This is a genomic window from Desulforamulus aeronauticus DSM 10349 (genome assembly GCF_900142375.1).
Classification (GTDB): domain Bacteria; phylum Bacillota; class Desulfotomaculia; order Desulfotomaculales; family Desulfotomaculaceae; genus Desulfotomaculum; species Desulfotomaculum aeronauticum.
Genome location: NZ_FRAR01000024.1, coordinates 63,745 through 81,493, shown reverse-complemented (window position 1 = coordinate 81,493; position 17,749 = coordinate 63,745). Strand labels below are relative to the sequence as shown.

Annotated in this window: 17 protein-coding genes and 4 tRNA genes; 3 read left to right on the top strand and 18 right to left on the bottom strand. The window is 40.3% G+C overall.

What is annotated here, in order from left to right; all coding sequences use genetic code 11:
* Window positions 1-4: 4 nt before the first annotated feature.
* From BUA78_RS15510 to BUA78_RS15455, 12 genes are all read right to left on the bottom strand, one after another.
* On the bottom strand, window positions 5-487 hold the full coding sequence (locus BUA78_RS15510; protein ID WP_072916386.1) for a transposase: 483 nt from the start codon (window positions 485-487) through the stop codon (window positions 5-7).
* An 18-nt stretch (window positions 488-505) separates the two neighbouring features.
* A complete protein-coding gene (locus BUA78_RS15505) occupies window positions 506-1,207 on the bottom strand; it encodes a tRNA (adenine(22)-N(1))-methyltransferase (RefSeq protein ID WP_072916336.1) in 702 nt (233 codons plus the stop codon).
* 326 nt (window positions 1,208-1,533) lie between these two features.
* Window positions 1,534-3,432 (bottom strand): methyl-accepting chemotaxis protein, encoded by a 1,899-nt coding sequence (locus tag BUA78_RS15500; RefSeq protein WP_139257415.1) that lies wholly within the window; start codon window positions 3,430-3,432, stop codon window positions 1,534-1,536.
* 208 nt (window positions 3,433-3,640) lie between these two features.
* Window positions 3,641-3,716, bottom strand: a tRNA-Val gene (locus BUA78_RS15495).
* A 103-nt stretch (window positions 3,717-3,819) separates the two neighbouring features.
* Window positions 3,820-3,895 (bottom strand) — tRNA-Glu (locus tag BUA78_RS15490).
* 19 nt (window positions 3,896-3,914) lie between these two features.
* Window positions 3,915-3,989, bottom strand: a tRNA-Ile gene (locus BUA78_RS15485).
* Between the two features lie 7 nt (window positions 3,990-3,996).
* Window positions 3,997-4,071 (bottom strand) — tRNA-Asn (locus BUA78_RS15480).
* Between the two features lie 208 nt (window positions 4,072-4,279).
* Window positions 4,280-5,380 (bottom strand): RNA polymerase sigma factor RpoD, encoded by a 1,101-nt coding sequence (rpoD, locus tag BUA78_RS15475; protein WP_072916333.1) that lies wholly within the window; start codon window positions 5,378-5,380, stop codon window positions 4,280-4,282.
* A complete protein-coding gene (gene dnaG, locus BUA78_RS15470; protein ID WP_072916332.1) occupies window positions 5,377-7,197 on the bottom strand; it encodes a DNA primase in 1,821 nt (606 codons plus the stop codon). Before dnaG ends, rpoD begins: the two co-directional genes overlap by 4 nt.
* Before the next feature lie 198 nt (window positions 7,198-7,395).
* The gene (locus tag BUA78_RS15465) at window positions 7,396-8,397 is read right to left on the bottom strand and encodes a deoxyguanosinetriphosphate triphosphohydrolase (RefSeq protein WP_072916330.1); all 1,002 of its coding nucleotides are present in this window, start codon (window positions 8,395-8,397) and stop codon (window positions 7,396-7,398) included.
* Between the two features lie 9 nt (window positions 8,398-8,406).
* The gene (locus tag BUA78_RS15460) at window positions 8,407-9,015 is read right to left on the bottom strand and encodes a flavodoxin family protein (RefSeq protein ID WP_072916329.1); all 609 of its coding nucleotides are present in this window, start codon (window positions 9,013-9,015) and stop codon (window positions 8,407-8,409) included.
* Between the two features lie 320 nt (window positions 9,016-9,335).
* Window positions 9,336-9,779 (bottom strand): CBS domain-containing protein, encoded by a 444-nt coding sequence (locus BUA78_RS15455; RefSeq protein ID WP_072916327.1) that lies wholly within the window; start codon window positions 9,777-9,779, stop codon window positions 9,336-9,338.
* 177 nt (window positions 9,780-9,956) lie between these two features.
* Here BUA78_RS15455 and BUA78_RS15450 point away from each other — a divergent pair, with 177 nt between their 5' ends.
* The 3 genes from BUA78_RS15450 to BUA78_RS15440 are packed head-to-tail and all read left to right on the top strand — an operon-like array spanning window position 9,957 to window position 12,516.
* Window positions 9,957-10,340, top strand: coding sequence for a helix-turn-helix domain-containing protein (locus tag BUA78_RS15450; protein ID WP_420795518.1), 384 nt, complete (start codon window positions 9,957-9,959; stop codon window positions 10,338-10,340).
* A 21-nt stretch (window positions 10,341-10,361) separates the two neighbouring features.
* Window positions 10,362-11,867 (top strand): DUF1538 domain-containing protein, encoded by a 1,506-nt coding sequence (locus BUA78_RS15445; protein ID WP_072916324.1) that lies wholly within the window; start codon window positions 10,362-10,364, stop codon window positions 11,865-11,867.
* Window positions 11,845-12,516, top strand: a complete 672-nt coding sequence (locus BUA78_RS15440) for a P-II family nitrogen regulator (protein WP_338011629.1) — start codon at window positions 11,845-11,847, stop codon at window positions 12,514-12,516. The genes BUA78_RS15445 and BUA78_RS15440 overlap by 23 nt, the downstream gene beginning before the upstream one ends.
* A 133-nt stretch (window positions 12,517-12,649) precedes the next feature.
* Here the strand turns inward: BUA78_RS15440 and BUA78_RS15435 are convergent, their stop codons facing one another.
* The 6 genes from BUA78_RS15435 to BUA78_RS15410 all read right to left on the bottom strand — a co-directional run bounded on the left by BUA78_RS15435 (window position 12,650) and on the right by BUA78_RS15410 (window position 17,720).
* The gene (locus BUA78_RS15435; RefSeq protein ID WP_072916322.1) at window positions 12,650-12,907 is read right to left on the bottom strand and encodes a hypothetical protein; all 258 of its coding nucleotides are present in this window, start codon (window positions 12,905-12,907) and stop codon (window positions 12,650-12,652) included.
* A 189-nt stretch (window positions 12,908-13,096) separates the two neighbouring features.
* The gene (locus tag BUA78_RS15430; RefSeq protein ID WP_072916321.1) at window positions 13,097-14,071 is read right to left on the bottom strand and encodes a GGDEF domain-containing protein; all 975 of its coding nucleotides are present in this window, start codon (window positions 14,069-14,071) and stop codon (window positions 13,097-13,099) included.
* Window positions 14,072-14,426: 355 nt separating this feature from the next.
* A complete protein-coding gene (locus BUA78_RS15425) occupies window positions 14,427-14,900 on the bottom strand; it encodes a flavodoxin (protein ID WP_072916319.1) in 474 nt (157 codons plus the stop codon).
* 180 nt (window positions 14,901-15,080) lie between these two features.
* Window positions 15,081-15,677, bottom strand: coding sequence for a GrpB family protein (locus BUA78_RS15420; RefSeq protein ID WP_175549041.1), 597 nt, complete (start codon window positions 15,675-15,677; stop codon window positions 15,081-15,083).
* Window positions 15,678-15,840: 163 nt separating this feature from the next.
* Window positions 15,841-16,575: a hypothetical protein gene (locus tag BUA78_RS15415; protein WP_084082461.1), complete on the bottom strand. Its 735-nt coding sequence runs from the start codon at window positions 16,573-16,575 to the stop codon at window positions 15,841-15,843.
* Window positions 16,576-16,742: 167 nt separating this feature from the next.
* A complete protein-coding gene (locus BUA78_RS15410) occupies window positions 16,743-17,720 on the bottom strand; it encodes an alpha/beta fold hydrolase (RefSeq protein WP_084082460.1) in 978 nt (325 codons plus the stop codon).
* Window positions 17,721-17,749 lie beyond the last annotated feature (29 nt).

The following is a 17,749-nucleotide window of genomic DNA, read 5'->3' as shown; positions in this document are numbered from 1 at the left end:
ACATCTATGTGTTTGTCGTGCCTTTTGGATAAAAACAATCCTCTTCCCACTTAATAGGATTTGTGTCGATATATTGCCAAATCTCAAGATAATCTTGCTCGTTGCGAATGATATGGTCGTGAAATAATTTTTGCCATATGGAAGAACCAATTTGTTTAGATATAGACCCCTTGAATTGCTGAATTATCCGAGATATTGTAGGGGCGACCTTTGGTCGTCCGTTCTCTAAATCATCATTTTTTAAAACAATAAGCATATGTACATGATTTGGCATAATCACATATTTATCAATGATAACAGATGAATGATATATCTCTTCATATTTCGACAAATGTTTATGATCACACAACGGACGACCAAAGGTCGCCCCTACATTCCACAACAATTCACGTCTATCTTTAACGCATATTGTTATAAAATATGCACCGTTTTGGCTGTAATCGTAACCCATTAATCGGTTTGGTTTTCGTATCGCTAGAGTATTCATGCAAAAGTCATCACACACTCATTCAAGATTTATCCCTTGTGTTAATTTCTCGATTTTAGCTATTTTACGCTCAATTTGAGCTGCCTTCTCCTTAACGGTTGGTTGACTGCTTTTGGCTAGACCATCTAGTATGCGTTGGTATTTTTGTTGCAACCGCTGTAAATACACTGGCAACAAAGGATGTTTTTTCTCCAACAAGCGGGGGCCAACTTCAAAAAGCAGTGGTTCCGCTATCTCTTCTCTGCCCCGCTCAGCCACGAGGATCAAATACAACCGATTATCTTCCAGTAACAGTTCTTCATCCACTAGGGACCAACCATGGTTGACCAAATAATTGCGCAGCTCCGCTTCATCCGCCATAGGTTGTAAGATTAGCCTGCGGGCCTGTACAGCTGTCTCCGGAGATGCCTGTAAAATATCTCTAATGGTTCCCCCACCCATCCCGGCAATAACAATGGTATCTACCTCACCGGGTTGAACCCTTTCTAAACCATTCCCCAGGCGAAGGTCTATCTTACCGGATACTTGATACTGTTCAACATGGGCTCTGGCAGATTCTAATGGCCCTTTATTGATGTCAGCAGCCACTGCTCTTGTACAAATTCCTTGTGAGACCAGATACACCGGTAAATATCCATGATCTGTCCCGATATCAGCCATGACACTTCCTGTTGAAACATAGCTGGCTAGTTTTCGTAATCGATTACTTAAGTGTATCATCGCACCATCCTCAATAATCTTTATTTCGCCTAGAAAGAATAAAATCCTCTTATTTCCTTATAGACATAATCTTTCTATATTATGTACCAGTCACCAAAGAATAAGACAGTATACTGCTCTGGCTATGGAAGAACACTTGGGCAGTGTGCTCACTAAGAAATGAAAAAAGCAATTCATTCGGACGAGCAAAGCTCGCCCCTACTAGACCAAAAGACAGTCTTGCAAAATATTTAAACTAACCACGCCTACGGCCTAAGACTTATGACCTATGACAAGAAAGAGAGTGCCGCTTACTACAGTTTTGCGCCACTCCCTTGGATATCTTATTAAACTGGATTTTCTGGTGGGTTACTTTTGAATCTACCAATCTGTTCTTTTAAGTCTTCTGCCAATTGATCCAATAACCCTGCCGAGGCTGCCACTTGTTCGAAAGAAGCAGTTTGTTCCTGAATGGCCGCGGCTATTTCCGAGCTATCAGCAATAGCCAAGGTACTTGCAGTAGCCACCTCCGCCGAATTTTGCACCAAACCATCCACCAACCCTTGGATAAGGTTAAATTTATCACCAGTCGCTTCAATGAGTTGATGACCTGTTTGAACCTGTTGTAGCCCTTCTCCCATATGTTGACTTAGCTCCTGAGATTGCTGGATAATCTCTTCGATAATTTTCCTAACATCTTTAGCTGCCTGATTTGATTCATCTGCCAGATTTCTTACTTCCTGAGCTACCACCGAGAATCCCCGACCATGTTCACCAGCCCTGGCTGCCTCAATGGCTGCATTAAGGGCCAATAGATTAGTCTGATCGGCAATATCGCCAATGAGCCGGACAAAGCCGTTAATATCATTGATTTTCCCTCCTAAACCACTGGTTTCTAGGGCCAATCCTTTTACCATCTGATGCAGGATTGCCATACGATCCACCGCTTGTTTTACTACTTCACTACCCTCCACAGCGGCGCAACTGGCCTGCCGAGATTCACCGGCAGCAATTTCTGCCATATTACCTAAGCCCTGCATAGAGAAAGCCATTTTCTCCACTCTCTCGGTAGCACCCTGGGCAGAACTACTGGTTTCATCTGCTGATTGACTTAGGGATTTGCTGGAATCAATAAGTTGATCAGCCACCCGGATAGTTTGACCAATTAGCTGCTTAAAATTTTGTTGCATGGTATTAAAACTATGCCCCAAGGAGGCTATCTCATCCTCTCCCTGGACAACAAAATCCTTTGTTAGATCCCCCTGGGCCACAGCAACCATATGCTCTGATAGCAAATGAATTGGCTTAAGTATGTTACTAATAACCCAATACATCACCGTCCCCATCACTAGTAAAGCTAGGATCAAGTGAAGGGCACTGTCTCCGAGAACTTTATTTAATTCAGTTAAAATTTTAGATCGATCCAAGTTGACTTTTACATAACTAATAGGTTCTCCCTTAAAGTCAAAAACTGGAATAATGATAACCGCCGCTGATTGCTCACTTAGATTGATGTAATAATAACCTTTACCGGACATGGCTTTCTTTATTTCGGCAGCCTCCACCGGGAGATCATCTTTTTCCGTTGTTCCGGCCAGTGGTTTGCTTGTATCTACCTTTTGCCAGGCTACTCCCGAACTGGCATAGGGGTACATAAAAAATTCTCCACCACATTGTTCCTTCCAGCGCTTTAACAACGCAGGATTAAATCCCATGCCAAATTCTGCACTCCCCACATGTTGACCCTGGTAAAGAACCGGTGACACTACCCGAAAACCATATCCTCCCTTACCTTCCTCCAGACCTGCCACCAATTTTCCTTCTTTGTTGCTTTCTAAAACAGTAGCCCGAAAGGAAGATAAGTCATCACCAAATTTTTGAGGTTGATGCAGACGCAGGAAAGACAAGGCTGGCGACAGGTGAAACTGAAACTGTTCGATTCCTTGTTTTTTTACCTCTGCAAAAACTGGTGCGGTAAGCCGCAAAAGTTCCTCTCTGTTTCTCTCAGCAAAGGCTTTTTGTACCTCTGGCATAGTAATGACACTGTTAAGCCCCATGGTTGTAGAAGTAAAGACTGCTTCCAGGTCATTTCTGACAATGGATTCAATGTTATGGTAGCTAACTTGCTCTTGGGATAGTATGGCGTTCCTCATTTGTTGATAGCTCAGTGTTACCAACATCACTAGGGAGAGTGTTACCAAAATCACTAACGGAACTAAAAGTTTAACCTTACAGCTCTTAACCACCCACCGTACCATCCTTTCGCATATGAACTTGTATTATATTGGTATTATGTTATTAAATTACCATTACGCAGACTAACGGAATGTCCCGTTGCTTACAATAAAACAGTCTAATTAGTGACACTTAAATGCAAAAACTTGGTTAGTTTGTACCTTATTATTCTTAGTTATAAATAGAAAAAACCCCTACCTAAAAAGGTAAGGGTTTGTTTGGTGGGCGATGACGGGATCGAACCGCCGACATCCTGCTTGTAAGGCAGGCGCTCTCCCAGCTGAGCTAATCGCCCATTTTATTTTGGTGACCTCTATGGGGAGGGGCTTCGAGCAGTGTTACTATTTTATTTGGTGACCCTACGGGAGGGGACTTCGAACAGTGTTACTATTTTATTTTGGTGACCCCTACGGGATTCGAACCCGTGTTACCGCCGTGAAAGGGCGGTGTCTTAGACCACTTGACCAAGGGGCCAACTTTTTAGTTTGAAGTATGGTGGGCCCACCAGGACTCGAACCTGGAACCCGCCGGTTATGAGCCGGATGCTCCACCATTGAGCTATAGGCCCGATTATTTGGCTCCCCGAGTAGGATTCGAACCTACAACCTACCGGTTAACAGCCGGTTGCTCTACCATTGAGCTATCGAGGAGCATCACCACGAAAGTTATTATACTAAAACAGTTTCCTTAGGTCAACCTTAAAATCCAACTTTTTTCACTTTCAATATAGAATAAATTTCTATTGATTGAAAGTACAAGACACTTTCAGTAAGGAATAAAATTTCTATTGATGAAAGTATAAGAAAAACTAAGGCTTCCGCCTTCGTCAAAGACTTGGTAAAAGCCAAGTTCTTCTAATTAATCCAGATAATCTTTTAATTTTTTACTGCGGCTAGGGTGGCGAAGTTTGCGTAAAGTCTTTGCTTCAATTTGGCGAATACGCTCTCTGGTTACACCAAACTTTTGTCCCACTTCTTCCAAAGTTCTGGCCCTGCCGTCATCCAGTCCGAAGCGTAAGCGTAAAACTTTTTGCTCGCGATCAGTTAGAGTCTTCAGTACTTCATCCAATTGTTCCCGTAACAACGTAAAAGAAGCCTCTTCTGCAGGTGCACGGGCATCGGCATCTTCAATGAAATCTCCCAGGTGAGAATCTTCTTCTTCTCCAATGGGGGTTTCTAAAGAAACTGGTTCTTGAGCAATTTTCATGATTTCCCGCACTTTTTCCCCAGAGATCTCCATTTCCTTAGCAATTTCATCCGGGGTTGGTTCTCTACCAAGCTCTTGCAGCAATTGCCGGGAAACCCTAATTAGTTTATTGATCGTTTCCACCATATGTACCGGAATACGAATGGTGCGGGCCTGGTCAGCAATGGCCCTGGTAATGGCCTGGCGAATCCACCAAGTAGCATAGGTACTAAATTTAAAACCCTTACGGAAATCGAATTTCTCTACGGCTTTAATCAGACCAAGATTACCCTCTTGAATTAAATCCAAGAACAACATGCCTCTGCCAACATAACGTTTAGCAATGCTGACTACCAGCCGCAGATTCGCTTCAGCCAAACGTCGCTTGGCCTCTTCATCTCCCTGCTCCATGCGTTTCGCTAAGTCAATCTCTTCCTCCGGCGAAAGCAGGGGAACCCGGCCAATTTCTTTAAGGTACATCCTAACCGGGTCATCTATACCAATGCCCTCAGGAATACTAAGATCAACTTCAACCTCAACCTCTTCGGTTGGGCCTTCTACGTTGTCGTCTACTTCTAATGTCTCAAGGTCGGTAGCTTCAGGGACGACTTCAATACCCATAGCAGATATTTTTTCGTAGATATCATCAATTTGATCGGGCGTTAGTTCTGTTCCTTGCAGGGTGTCCATAATTTCGTTGTAGGTAAGAGCTCCCCGCTTTTTGCCCTTTTCAATCAGTTCTTTCACTTGTTCAACTTTTACTTCGTCCCTCACGTTGCCACTCCCCTCTCGGGCCCCTCGGATTTCATTGCTGTATTAATTTCGCGACTTAATTCATACACTCTCTGGCTATTGCCAGCCTGTTCCGCCGCTGCTAACTTAACCAGTAAGTCCTCCAATTTGGCTTTCTCACTGGTTTTTTTGATGGTACAGATGAGATCTTTCAGTATTTGATCTAGATGATCTCTAGGAATTTCCTGCATAAGTAATTGGCTTACCACACTTTGCAAAGGCTCCTCCAGTGTATCCAAGACTTTGGTCGGCGTATAATCTTTTCCTAATTTTAGACAGGCTTGAAAAATTTTATGGTAGCCCTCAAATTGAAAAAAATCAGTACCCAATTCCTTAGCAATACGATCCAGCCATATTTTATCTTCCAGGATTAGCCTTAATAAACTTGTTTCAGCCTGAGATCTGGCATCGGCTGCTCTTTTAGGCTTCCCATAATTGGAATCACTCGCTATATTATGGCTTACTTTTGCTGAATTATCCCCCAATTGGGATTTTTTTCTGGCATTTTTTTTATAATTCCTAATGGCCTCCAGTACGGTTTCCCAGTTTACTTGCAATACCGTAGCCGTTTGTTTAATTGCATCCTCAAGTTCGATAGGACTGGCCACAACAGCCAAGTTGGGTAACACCTCCTGAAGAACTCTTTCTTTAGCAGCGCTATTTTGAATACCATATTTCTTTACTGCTTGATCTAACTTAAACTGAATCAGCGACAGTGCTTTCTCTATAACTTGCTGCCAAGCTGCCAGACCTTGGGACTGAATAAATTCATCGGGGTCTTTGGCTCCTATAAGGGTTGCCACACTCACCTGAGCACCTAGTTCCTGAAGTATTTCAGCCGCCCGAAGGGTCGCTGTGGTTCCAGCAGCATCGGCATCATAAGCAATGACAACATTATGGGTATAAGTCATTAATAGCTTACCCTGGTCTCGGGTAAATGCGGTGCCTAGAGAGGCTACTGCGTTTATCACACCCTTTTGGAAGGTAGAAACTACATCCATATAACCTTCCATCAACACCGCATAACCTTGCTCCCTAATACCTTTGCGGGCTATATGCAGGCCATATAACAATTGACCCTTATTAAAGAATTCACCTTCAGGAGAATTTAGATATTTGGGTGTATCCTCTCCCATGGTTCTACCACCGAAACCTATCACCCGACCTTGGTTATCCCAGATGGGAAACATTATCCGGTTTCTGAAACGATCGTAAAACCCTCCTGATTCTTTGGCTTGCACCAATCCCAATTTTGTTAACTCTTCTCCTGAAATCCCCTTGGAGAGCAGTAATTTGGTTAAGCTGTCCCAATTTGGAGGTGCATAACCCAATTCGAAGGTATTTCTCGCGGCATCAGATAGTTGGCGTTTCTCCAGATATTGAACTGCTCCGGCACCAGTATCTGAGGTAAGTAGGAATCGATAATAATCTCTTACTAAGCTGTATATCTTATAAGCCCTGTCTTTCTTTTTATGGTAAGCTTGATCCCGTGGAGAAATTTCCTCGGGAATATCGACTCCTACCTTTGCTCCCAGGGATTTAACTGCCTCTGGGAAAGAAAGGCCTTCCACCATCATGACAAACTTAAAGACATTCCCTCCCGCACCACAACCAAAGCAGTGAAAAATCTGCTTTTCTGGATTAATGTTAAAGGAGGGTGTCTTTTCTTGGTGAAAGGGGCAAAGGGCTAAATAATTTTTGCCCCGCTTTTCCATTGCAACATACCGAGAAATTACCTCAACAATATCGATTCTTTGTCTGATATCTTCAATCATGGCATCCGGGATACGTCCCACCATAAATCACCCTTTAACTACAAATACTTACTTTTTCTCTACTCAGGGGTGATTCTCCTGCCACTGGAAGAATCCAACAACCGTCTACCAGTTTAAAGTTTATTCGCGGTTGCTAAAAAATTTCCTGCAACACTTCGACATTTTTTCTCTGGCAACAGCATTATTATTGCCAATATTTGCAATGAATATATCATAACGTCATTATCCGAGGGGAAAACCACTGGGAATAAACAGGCTTTTATATTGGGCGACAGCATATCGATCGGTCATACCGGCAATATAATCTACAACTACTCGTTCAATTCCTTCTTGCTCCACATTCTTCATCGTGTATGCCGGTAAATAGGAGGGATTTTTACAATAGAAATAGTACAGTTTTTCAACCACATGCCTGGCTTTGTCTTCCTCTTTTTTCGCTTCCGATCCTATATATACATGTTCAAACATGAAGGTTCTTAGGCGCTCCATAGCTTCCTGTACCGGCTGGCTCATGCTAATCTCTGCCTTGCCTTGGCTCGATTGTAGTAAGTCCAACACCATCGTATTAATGCGCTGGCTATGCCGTTGCCCAAGTACCGCCAAGCATTCCTCTGGCAGATCTGACTGGCTTAGAATACCTGCCCGTAAAGCATCATCAATATCGTGATTAATATAGGCAATGCGGTCGGCCTTTTTAACAATCTGTCCCTCCAGAGTAGCAGACTTGTTATCACCGGTGTGATTTAGGATACCATTCCTGACTTCATGGGTAAGGTTAAGACCGTTTAGTCCTTCTAAAAAATCCACCACTCGCAGACTTTGCTCATTATGCTTAAACCCCGGTGGGTAAACCCTATTTAGCACCTGCTCTCCGGCATGGCCAAAGGGTGTATGGCCCAAATCGTGTCCCAGGGCAATGGCCTCGGTTAAATCTTCATTGAGGCCCAAAACCTTAGCACAGGTCCGGGCAATTTGAGCTACCTCCAAGGTATGGGTTAGCCTGGTACGATAGTGATCTCCTTCGGGAATAATAAAAACCTGAGTTTTTAATTTCAAACGCCGAAAGGCTTTGGAGTGAATGATCCGGTCACGGTCGCGCTGAAACACAGTACGTACCGGGCAAGGTTCCTCTGGTCGTAACCTTCCTTTGCTATTGCTGCTGCAACAGGCATAAGGTGACAAAATCCTCTGTTCCAGTTTCTCCGTCTGCAACCTGATCTCCATACCCTAAACCTACCCCTTTCGTCTTTGTCTTAAAGAGGTTGTGGCCAAGGCTACCATTGCCACCCGGCGACCAAGAATCTGACAACGCTTCGCCGCCTGGAGATCGCCTTCGGCTGGTCTTTGGGCACTGGCTCCTTGGTGCCCTGCATCATCTAAATAACTTCCGTCGCCTACCAAGGTCATACCATGCACCAGCATAATATCCTGTAAGGCCCGGACTGTGGTTTCCTGACCGCCAAAGCGGGAAGCCCCCACCGCTAGGGCTGCACCTACTACATCTACCAGCGCCTTTTCTTTTCGTAAAGCACGGCTTTTATCCCAAAGTAGTTTCAGCGGCGATGCCACTGTGCCAAAGTAGACAGGACTCCCTTGAATAATACCGTCGGCTGTTTTGATTAATTCAAACAGCTCTCCTAGTGGGGTATCTTGATAACAAACCCCGGCACAGGGATTGGTACAGGCATCACAAAATAATTTATCGGCTGTTTCCACCACCTCAGCTACATGAATAAGTTTCGTAACCGCACCCATTTCAGTCGCTGCATCCAGTGCTTTATTCAGCATAAAGACGGTATTACCATTGGTATTCGGACTGCCATTTAGACCCAGTATCAGCATAAAAAAGCCCCCCTTTGAAGAATGAGAGGTAAGAGATTGCCATAAAAAAATAGGAATAGTGCTTACTAGTAAAACTTTATGCCTGCATATTGATGATTAGACCGGGTTCATTTTTAAAGGAACTATGGAAAGAGTCTCTATAATTTACGTCCTTAATTTAAGTCGTTTACTAAATTAGAAATATTATTCGACGAAATAGTGATAATTCCTTGTTTTTGGTCATTCGTACTAAAATAAAGGCAGCCCCGTAAGGCTACCTTTATTTTTCAACTATTTACATATTTTTAACCATGCCTGAATCTACAATTATCATAAAGGACCTAATCGATTTCTATTTCTTTTAGAACCTCATATACGTTAAGGTCACCGATTGCATACCCATCCTTATCGACCACTGCTGCCTCTTCCACGTGTTTATCCAACATTAGTTGGAAGGCTTCTTCTAATGATTGCTCTAAGTTAACAACAATGGTAGTTTCCATAATATTTTCAGCGACTAAGTCGGGTGAAATATATTCAAAAAGTTTTTTTACAGAATATGTCTTGCTGCCTGTTAATGCTTTTTTTATCGCAATATAGTCCATGATCTTTCTTAACGTTATTCTGCCAATAACGTGTTTATCATCATCTACGACATAAGCACATCGGCAAATTGGCACATTCTGCTTGATAAACTTTTGGTGAATGGATTTTATTTTATCATTTTTATGCACCAGGATAGGTTCCACCGTAAACGTTTTGAAAACATCGGAAACAGTAATCATTCTAGTTACACCCCCAATCTAAGTATAATCAGTATCTTCACTACTTACTATATTGGCTAAAAAAGAGTTGAATCCTACAACTAATATGAATATACGACGAATTCATAAAGGATCTAACAAATCTCTGTAACTCATTGTCACCAAAAAGCTCATAACTGTTCCTCTAAGGTTACACTTATGTTATATTATTATAGTAACAGAAAAAAAGAGGTGCATTTCTTTATGAGCTTCTTAGGGAAATATATTACTGAACAAAGAATGGCCAAAAACCTTTCTATGCGTAAACTGGCAGACCTTGCTCATATCAGTCATACAGAAATATATCGTTTAGAAAACGGGGAAAGAAAAAACCCCTCCCCCATGATCTTGAAATCCATTTCTAATGCTCTGGGTATAAATTTTGATGAAATCATGCAAGTGGCAGGATATACAAATAATTTTCTACCAACTGCAGTTACCCAGATAAGTTTACCTGGAATTGAAGATCTGGACGAAAAAGAACTGGAAGAGGTGAGAAGCTTTATAGACTTTTTACGCAGTAAAAAAAAATTTAACAAATGATACTTGAAAGGAAGTGACTATTTGAATATACTTTTTGAAAAATTCAAAGAGGTTATACTCTCCGTCTTGCCCATTACAATTATCGTTTTGATTCTACACTTTACCCTTACACCCTTGGAAATACCCCAATTAATCAGATTCCTTCTCGGCGCTCTTCTAATCATCATTGGACTTTCTATTTTTTTAGTCGGAGTAGATAAAGGAATTACTCCGATTGGGAATTTAATGGGTTCATCTCTGACGAAATCAAATAAATTATGGATCGTAGGTATCGCCGGACTCGCTTTGGGTTTTTTTATTTCCATTGCCGAACCCGATTTGCATATTCTAGCAGGGCAAGTGGATTTTGTGACAGGCAGTGTGATTTCTAAGTTTAGCATAGTAGTCATTGTATCCATCGGTATTGCCGCACTTCTTGCTCTGGGTCTGATTAGAATAGTATATAATATACAGTTACACAAATTGTTGACGATTCTATATTTAATTGTTTTTGTTCTGGCAATCTTTACTTCACCTGAATTTCTTGCTATATCCTTTGATGCTTCGGGTGCTACCACCGGTGCTTTGACCGTACCCTTTATTTTAGCTCTTGCCTTGGGTGTTTCCAAATTAAAGAAGGATAGTCAGGCTTCTGAAAATGATAGTTTCGGCCTAGTTGCCATTACATCTGTAGGTGCTATAATAGCTGTAATGGTGATGAATATTATTACCGGAACAGAAGAAATGTCAGGAAGCCTTGAATATAATGTTTCCCACTCAGCTTCCATTTTAGCGCCTTTTGTTCACGAATTACCAAAAATAGCTGGGGAAATTGTTTTGGCGTTGTCGCCTATTATTATTCTCTTTTTGCTTTTTCAGGCAACTTCTTTTAAACTACCCCAAAGGGCTATTCGTAAAATTTTAAAAGGGCTTGTCTATACTTTTATAGGTCTAGTATTGTTTTTAGTGGGTGTTAATGCAGGCTTTATGGATGTGGGCAGTGTGGTAGGATACAGCATCGCCTCACTGGAAAATCAGTATTATGTGGTTATTATCGGATTTATTCTAGGCTTAGTAACCATTTTAGCAGAGCCTGCTGTACACGTACTTACTCACCAGATAGAAGATGTAACCAGCGGTTCTGTGAAAAGAAAAGTAGTATTGTTTGCTTTATCCATTGGGGTTGGCATAGCAATTGCCCTCTCCATGGTCAGAATAATCATTGCTGAAGTCCAATTATGGCACTATCTACTGCCAGGATATATAATTGCTATTGTTATGAGTTATTACGTGCCAAAGCTATTTGTCGGTATTGCCTTTGATTCGGGAGGTGTTGCTTCCGGGCCAATGACAGCAACCTTTATTTTGGCTTTTGCCCAAGGTGTGGCAGAAGCAGTTGAAGGAGCAGATGTTTTAAGAGAGGGCTTTGGCATGATATCAATGGTTGCATTAACTCCATTGATTGCTTTACAAGTCTTGGGCTTTATTTATAAAACCAAGTCCGCCAAAGGAGGAATCAAAGCAGATGGTAATGCAGAATGTTCATAATACAAAGGAACTTACACTGATTTGTATGATCGTAAACTTTGGCCTAGGTAGTAAAGCTATCAAGATTGCTAAAAAAAACGGGGTATCGGAAGGTACCGTTTTTTTAGGCAGGGGAACCATCAAAAATCGCCTTTTAGAGTTTTTGGATTTAAATGATTCTCGGAAAGAAATTGTTTTAATGATTGCTGATAAAACAACCGCAAATCAAGCTCTGGATGTACTAAATAAAGAACTGGCTTTCTACAAACCGAATCATGGTATAGCTTTTACCTTATCTGTGGTTGACCTGTTGGGGATTAAAAGCTGCCAATGTCAAGACAACCAAATAATAAGAGGTGAGGAAAACACCATGTATCAGGCAATTTTTACCATTGTAGATAAAGGAAATGCGGAAAATGTTATTACGGCAGCAAATAAAGGTGGCGCCAGAGGGGGAACCATAATTAACGCACGGGGTTCAGGGATTCATGAAACCCATACCCTGTTTGCCATGGAGATAGAGCCAGAAAAAGAAATGGTACTGATCATAAGCAAGAATAACCTAACCGATACCATCGTTTCATCCATCAGAGAAGATCTTCAGATTGATAAACCTGGTAAGGGAATCATCTTTGTCCTTGATGTAAACAAAACTTTCGGGCTATATTAGATAGGTAAGGGCTGTGTCTAAACTACTTTCTAGCTTTAGACACAGCCCTTATTTGTACGTATCCTGATTTGGAGATTAGTCTTTGTTGCTTACTCTCCTAAATGTTGTTTAGTTAATTATTCATGTCGTTATCCTATTGTGGTGAGAATCTCAGAAACCATGTTCCAAAATCAATTTTTACTACCTCGGGACCTCTCTCAACGGTTAAATTGACATATTTTATAACCTTATAACCCAACCCGTAATATTCTGTTGAACCACCATCTTTATATATTGTTATTGGAATTGCAAAAATAGGTGATTTATTTGCCCTTGCTAAAGAAAAATCAGTAATGAAGAATACAGACCAAATAATGAATATGATCCCCATAATAACTCTTCTTTTTTTCATTCTGCACTCGCTCTCATAATATTTCTATTTGTTAAATTCATTATAACCCATTTTTTCCACCTACTTGCCCTAGATCTAATAATAACAAAAAGATAGGGCTGCCCTTTAAAGTTAAGTGGCCATACCCTGTTTTTATATTTATCTAATCGTTACTTCGATTGGTCATTGTCTTTGTTGTTAGAGAATGCCCTAAGCTTTTTCAACCCTATTTTTACCGCATCGTTTAGCTAAATAAAGGGCTTTATCCGCAAGGGAATAGTAATCCTGTGAACTTTGATTTTTAATATCACCCAGTAAAGATACACCAAAGCTGGAAGTAATTCGTAATGTAACCGACCCTATGGTAAATCTTTTTTCCATAATTAAATTTCTTAGTTCTTCAGCAAAGTAATATCCTTCTTCCAAAGAAGTTTTAGGCATAAAGATAACAAATTCTTCTCCGCCAAACCTAGAGACAGTATCAGATTTTCTTACGTTGTTTTTTAAAAGATCAGCCAGTTGCCTAAGTATATTGTCACCTGCCGGATGACCGTATGTATCATTAATGATTTTAAAGTTATCAATGTCTAAAATTAGAATAACGGATTCATGACCCTGGCGTTGCATTGAAGAACATTCTTGTTTGATTAATTTATCAAAAAAACGCCTGTTAGGTAGATCTGTTAGTGGGTCATAATATGCCATTTGTTCTAATTGTTTTTGTTGACTTTCAATGATCCACTTTTGTGTTATATTCGTGTAATTGTAACGCCACAGAATAATGCTAAGCAAGAAACCAATTCCGATAGCAGTAATTCCGTTGACTCTATTCGAAAGTAGCACCTGTTCGTTGGTTATGGTTAGCGCTATTAAATGATAATACGCCACATACGAGGTTGAAAATATTGTTAAGGAAATTAATGGCCTAATTAAAAAAACCGTTCCGCTGATAATACAGATTAGTAAAAAAGGCGTAATATTAGCGGTTACCAGTTGATCAATCGTGACTATGGCAATACCGGTAGCCATAATAACAACCACAGCAATGTATTGCAATACGAACATGGTTGTATTTGAATCTATTCTATTTTTTAGTTTATGAGTTATAAAAAAAAATCCGATCATAAAAATAAGCAATACAAAATGAGAGGCAATAATTCCCTGGCTCCACGTCTTTAAAATCAATGTGTCATAGGATCCCGTAAAAATAAATAAATAAATGGTGATAATACGTAATGGGATGGCAATAATTGATAAATAATAAATCCTTCGGGTATTAATAAGTGCACATTCACCTAAGACACTATTATCATCATGAAATGTCTTTAAAACTTTTTCCTTTATTAGTGCAAGTGACCAAATTTTATTGGAACCGTTTTTTATATTGTTTCACCACCACTCAATATTCTCCATAGTATAGCATGGCGACAGTTAACACAAAGTACCTTAGAAACCTTGGCCAATCAAATCGGGTTAGTAAATTAACTTTGATTACTATAGAATGTGGGGAAGCCAACCTACCTTTTGGTAATAGAATTTATTATAATTTATATCCAATTGTCCCAAGCCAATTTGTGACCTCTTTTGGTGCAACAGTACCGTTTACAGCAATGCCAGGCAGAATTATGGATTTTGAGCACTCTTTAGCTATATCACTTTCAATTTGGCAAAATCCACCGCCTCCATGAGTACAAAAGGGAATTACTATTTTGCCTGTAAAATCGTGTTGTCTAAGGAAGCTCATTACTGGCGGGGCTAGTGTTTTAAACCAGTTAGGAGTACCTATGAATATTGTCTGGTAATCATTTATTGACTCATTTCCAGATATTAGCTTAGGACAAAATCCTCGAGAAATTTCATTTCTTACTTCTTTAGCTGCCGTATTATAGTCAAAAGAATAATTCTTATCAGGAATTAATTCTCTTAAAGTACCACCAGTCTGTTTTGCTATTTCTAATGCTAAATTCTTTGTGTTTTGAAAAAGCGAATAATAAACAATCAGTGTATTGTTCATAAATGTTATTTCCTTTAGTAAAAATTTAAGATGATTTATTTTGCTACTCCAAATGCTTGTACAAAAACTAAAATAATGGCTAGTATTAACCCAATCCATTTAATAATTTTCTTCAAAAGTGCATAATAGAACTTGAAATCATGCTTAAAGCATCAAATACTCTACCCCAAAAAACCCCTTTTACTTTCTCTCGACCGAGTTCGCTCGTTCCATGATTTCCCGGATTATGGACGTTTTGGCATCCGCGTAGTGCTGAACATGTCGCCATTTATTCTTTGCTAAGCTTCGTTTGACTTGTGCATATTTGTCCCGCTCGGTATCATTAACCCGCAACCAATTCCGGAAGCGCAGCATTCGTTCAACCTCAGACGTGCCCGCGCTGAACACGTGAAGGTTAATGTCGACATCGGGTCCCTTGAATAGACGGTGCTCGAACCAATCAGGCTCCCGGACCCGCAGTATGTAACCAGCAGCCTCTAAATCCAGAACATAGGACGCCTCGTCGGTAGAATCTGCAACGACCAGCAGCATATCAATGATTGGCTTTGCACATAACCCTGGCACTGATGTCGAACCAACATGCTCTACCCTCAATGCCTTGTTGCCGAGTACGGAACGAACCCTGTTAGCCTCCCGTTCGAATAACTTCGGCCAACGTGGGTCATATTCGACGAGGGTAATGGTTGCATTATGCGGTTTCAGCTCACCCACCGTTAGTTTCTGAAGATCTTCATCACTTCTAGGCTTGGAACCACATCCGTCCTGCATTGATGTCATCTGATCCACCTCCTTGTTAATCAATTATGCAGCAAAAAAGTAGCGATTTATGATTATCTTTAGTCGCAGTTTTCTATGAATGCTTCACATTACATCTTTATTATAATCGTACTATAACAATACGAAAGGCTACAGAGATTATAGCCTTTCGTCATAAGTAATACTATATATGAGATTCTATATACTTTTCTATATTATCTATTAACTCATTAAAATCGGTAATGCTATATTTTAACTTTAAGATATTGATATTATTCTTACTTTCCTTCAGCAAATTTTTATATGAAGATAAAATGGATGATGGTTCTAAGTTTGATGTACATTTCCTGTATGATTCATAAGCAGAAACTGAGATTTCCTTCTCCAAACTTTTAAATGGGTTTACCCAATGTTCTGTTTTATTTTCAAGTAACCTTATTAGTTGCAAATAATATTTTTGAGAATAATATAAACATTCTAATGAACGAGCCCATTCACCTCTTTTAAACACATTTATTCCAAACAGAATTGCATTTAGTAGGTTATTGAATATAAATTCAACATTCTCTGCTGTCTGTCTTTCTACTTTACAATCTTGTAAAGCCTGCAGTGATTTTCGAAGTCTACCATTTTTGTCACAGAGACACATAGAATTGATATCTGGAAAATAGCCCACACTTGCAAAGGATTCGATAATTGTCATCTCACTACGAGGTAAAAAATGGAATTCACCACGGATCAAGTTAGTAAATATGACCACTTCTGAACCATACTCATTAAAAAAATGAGTATATATTGGACATGCAGATGAAATCCATTTTTTAGTATCAAATTCCTTACAGTAAATATCATCCACAAAAATATAAAATTCTATATCTGAAAATCTATCTCCAGAACTTTGGGTAAAAGAACCATACATCAGTATAGAATCGATTCTTTCATCTTTTATTCCTTTATCTCAAATCATTAAAATCATTTCTTCTTGTTTTAACATGCTTTCCATTCTCTCCTTTTATTGCCTCAATATAGGTTTAATCGAACATATTGGCTCAAATTCTTATATACTCAATCTTAATTTCTTTGCTTTTACTGAATATCCTCAAATTCCTCCAAAGATTGAATATTCCTTGTCGATATCGTCTTATCCAGAAAAACTTTCACCGCCATATTTGCCTTCTCCGGTTGTTCCAATGGCAATATGTGCCCTGCGTTCTTGATGATTTCTAATGTGGCCTCCGTGCCGCCTTGTTTTGCCAGCCTGACTGCTCTTTCCATCTCGTGCTGCTTTACCAGGACACTGTCCGATCCCCTGAGCCACAATGTAGGACACTTTATAAGTGGAATTCTGTCTAGCAGGTTCCACTTCAGTCTGAATGGTCCGATGGCATTCAGTTGCCAATCGTCCATATCCTTTTCACCGTAATCATGCTTGCCTTTGATTTCATCTTCCAGAATAGCAACAAGCCTATCAGGGTCGGTTGGCTTTGTACTGCCCACGAAGATGGAATCCAGCATTTTTCTGATAGAGTCATGATTTGACCTGATATATTTTTTACTAAGCATTCTAAGCATTCCGGGCATTTTTATATACAGCCATGTTATGAACTCCAGGTCAATCCTATCGCCCAGTCCTCCCGGTTCGAACAGCACCATTGATGCAACACGCTTTGGATGCAGCGATGCATATTCAATACTAAGGCTCCCGCCCATGGAAAGGCCAACTAAGCTAAAGCGTTCAAGCCCTAGACTGCAGAATGTACCGTGTAAAATATCCATCAGTCTCAAATGATCCAGATTTCCTTCCCACGGCCGCGATTTGCCGTGTCTGGGTGTGTCAAGGGCAAATACGTGATAATCCTTGCTTAGAAATGGAAACATCTGATCCCATATAAATCGAGCTTCATCATACATCGCTCCGTGAAGCATCATAACAGCAGGTTTCTCCTTTGAGCCAGCTTCATATACAGATATTGGGCCTCCAGACACCTTTAAGTCATGATGTATCAGTCCGGGAACATTCTCAATCCCGCCAAACGACTCGCTCGATTTCAGGTTATCAACCACATCTTCTCCTGCCTTTCAGAGCATTTATC

Coding starts and splice junctions, on each gene's coding strand:
- BUA78_RS15465 (WP_072916330.1), bottom strand. CDS start 8,397: ATGGAGATCAGGTTGCAGACGGAGAAACTGGAACAGAGGATTTTGTCA.
- BUA78_RS15505 (WP_072916336.1), bottom strand. CDS start 1,207: ATGATACACTTAAGTAATCGATTACGAAAACTAGCCAGCTATGTTTCA.
- BUA78_RS15455 (WP_072916327.1), bottom strand. CDS start 9,779: ATGATTACTGTTTCCGATGTTTTCAAAACGTTTACGGTGGAACCTATC.
- BUA78_RS15435 (WP_072916322.1), bottom strand. CDS start 12,907: ATGAAAAAAAGAAGAGTTATTATGGGGATCATATTCATTATTTGGTCT.
- dnaG (WP_072916332.1), bottom strand. CDS start 7,197: ATGGTGGGACGTATCCCGGATGCCATGATTGAAGATATCAGACAAAGA.
- BUA78_RS15510 (WP_072916386.1), bottom strand. CDS start 487: ATGAATACTCTAGCGATACGAAAACCAAACCGATTAATGGGTTACGAT.
- BUA78_RS15460 (WP_072916329.1), bottom strand. CDS start 9,015: ATGCTGATACTGGGTCTAAATGGCAGTCCGAATACCAATGGTAATACC.
- BUA78_RS15450 (WP_420795518.1), top strand. CDS start 9,957: ATGTTATATTATTATAGTAACAGAAAAAAAGAGGTGCATTTCTTTATG.
- BUA78_RS15420 (WP_175549041.1), bottom strand. CDS start 15,677: ATGACATCAATGCAGGACGGATGTGGTTCCAAGCCTAGAAGTGATGAA.
- BUA78_RS15425 (WP_072916319.1), bottom strand. CDS start 14,900: ATGAACAATACACTGATTGTTTATTATTCGCTTTTTCAAAACACAAAG.
- BUA78_RS15440 (WP_338011629.1), top strand. CDS start 11,845: ATGGTAATGCAGAATGTTCATAATACAAAGGAACTTACACTGATTTGT.
- BUA78_RS15415 (WP_084082461.1), bottom strand. CDS start 16,575: ATGTATGGTTCTTTTACCCAAAGTTCTGGAGATAGATTTTCAGATATA.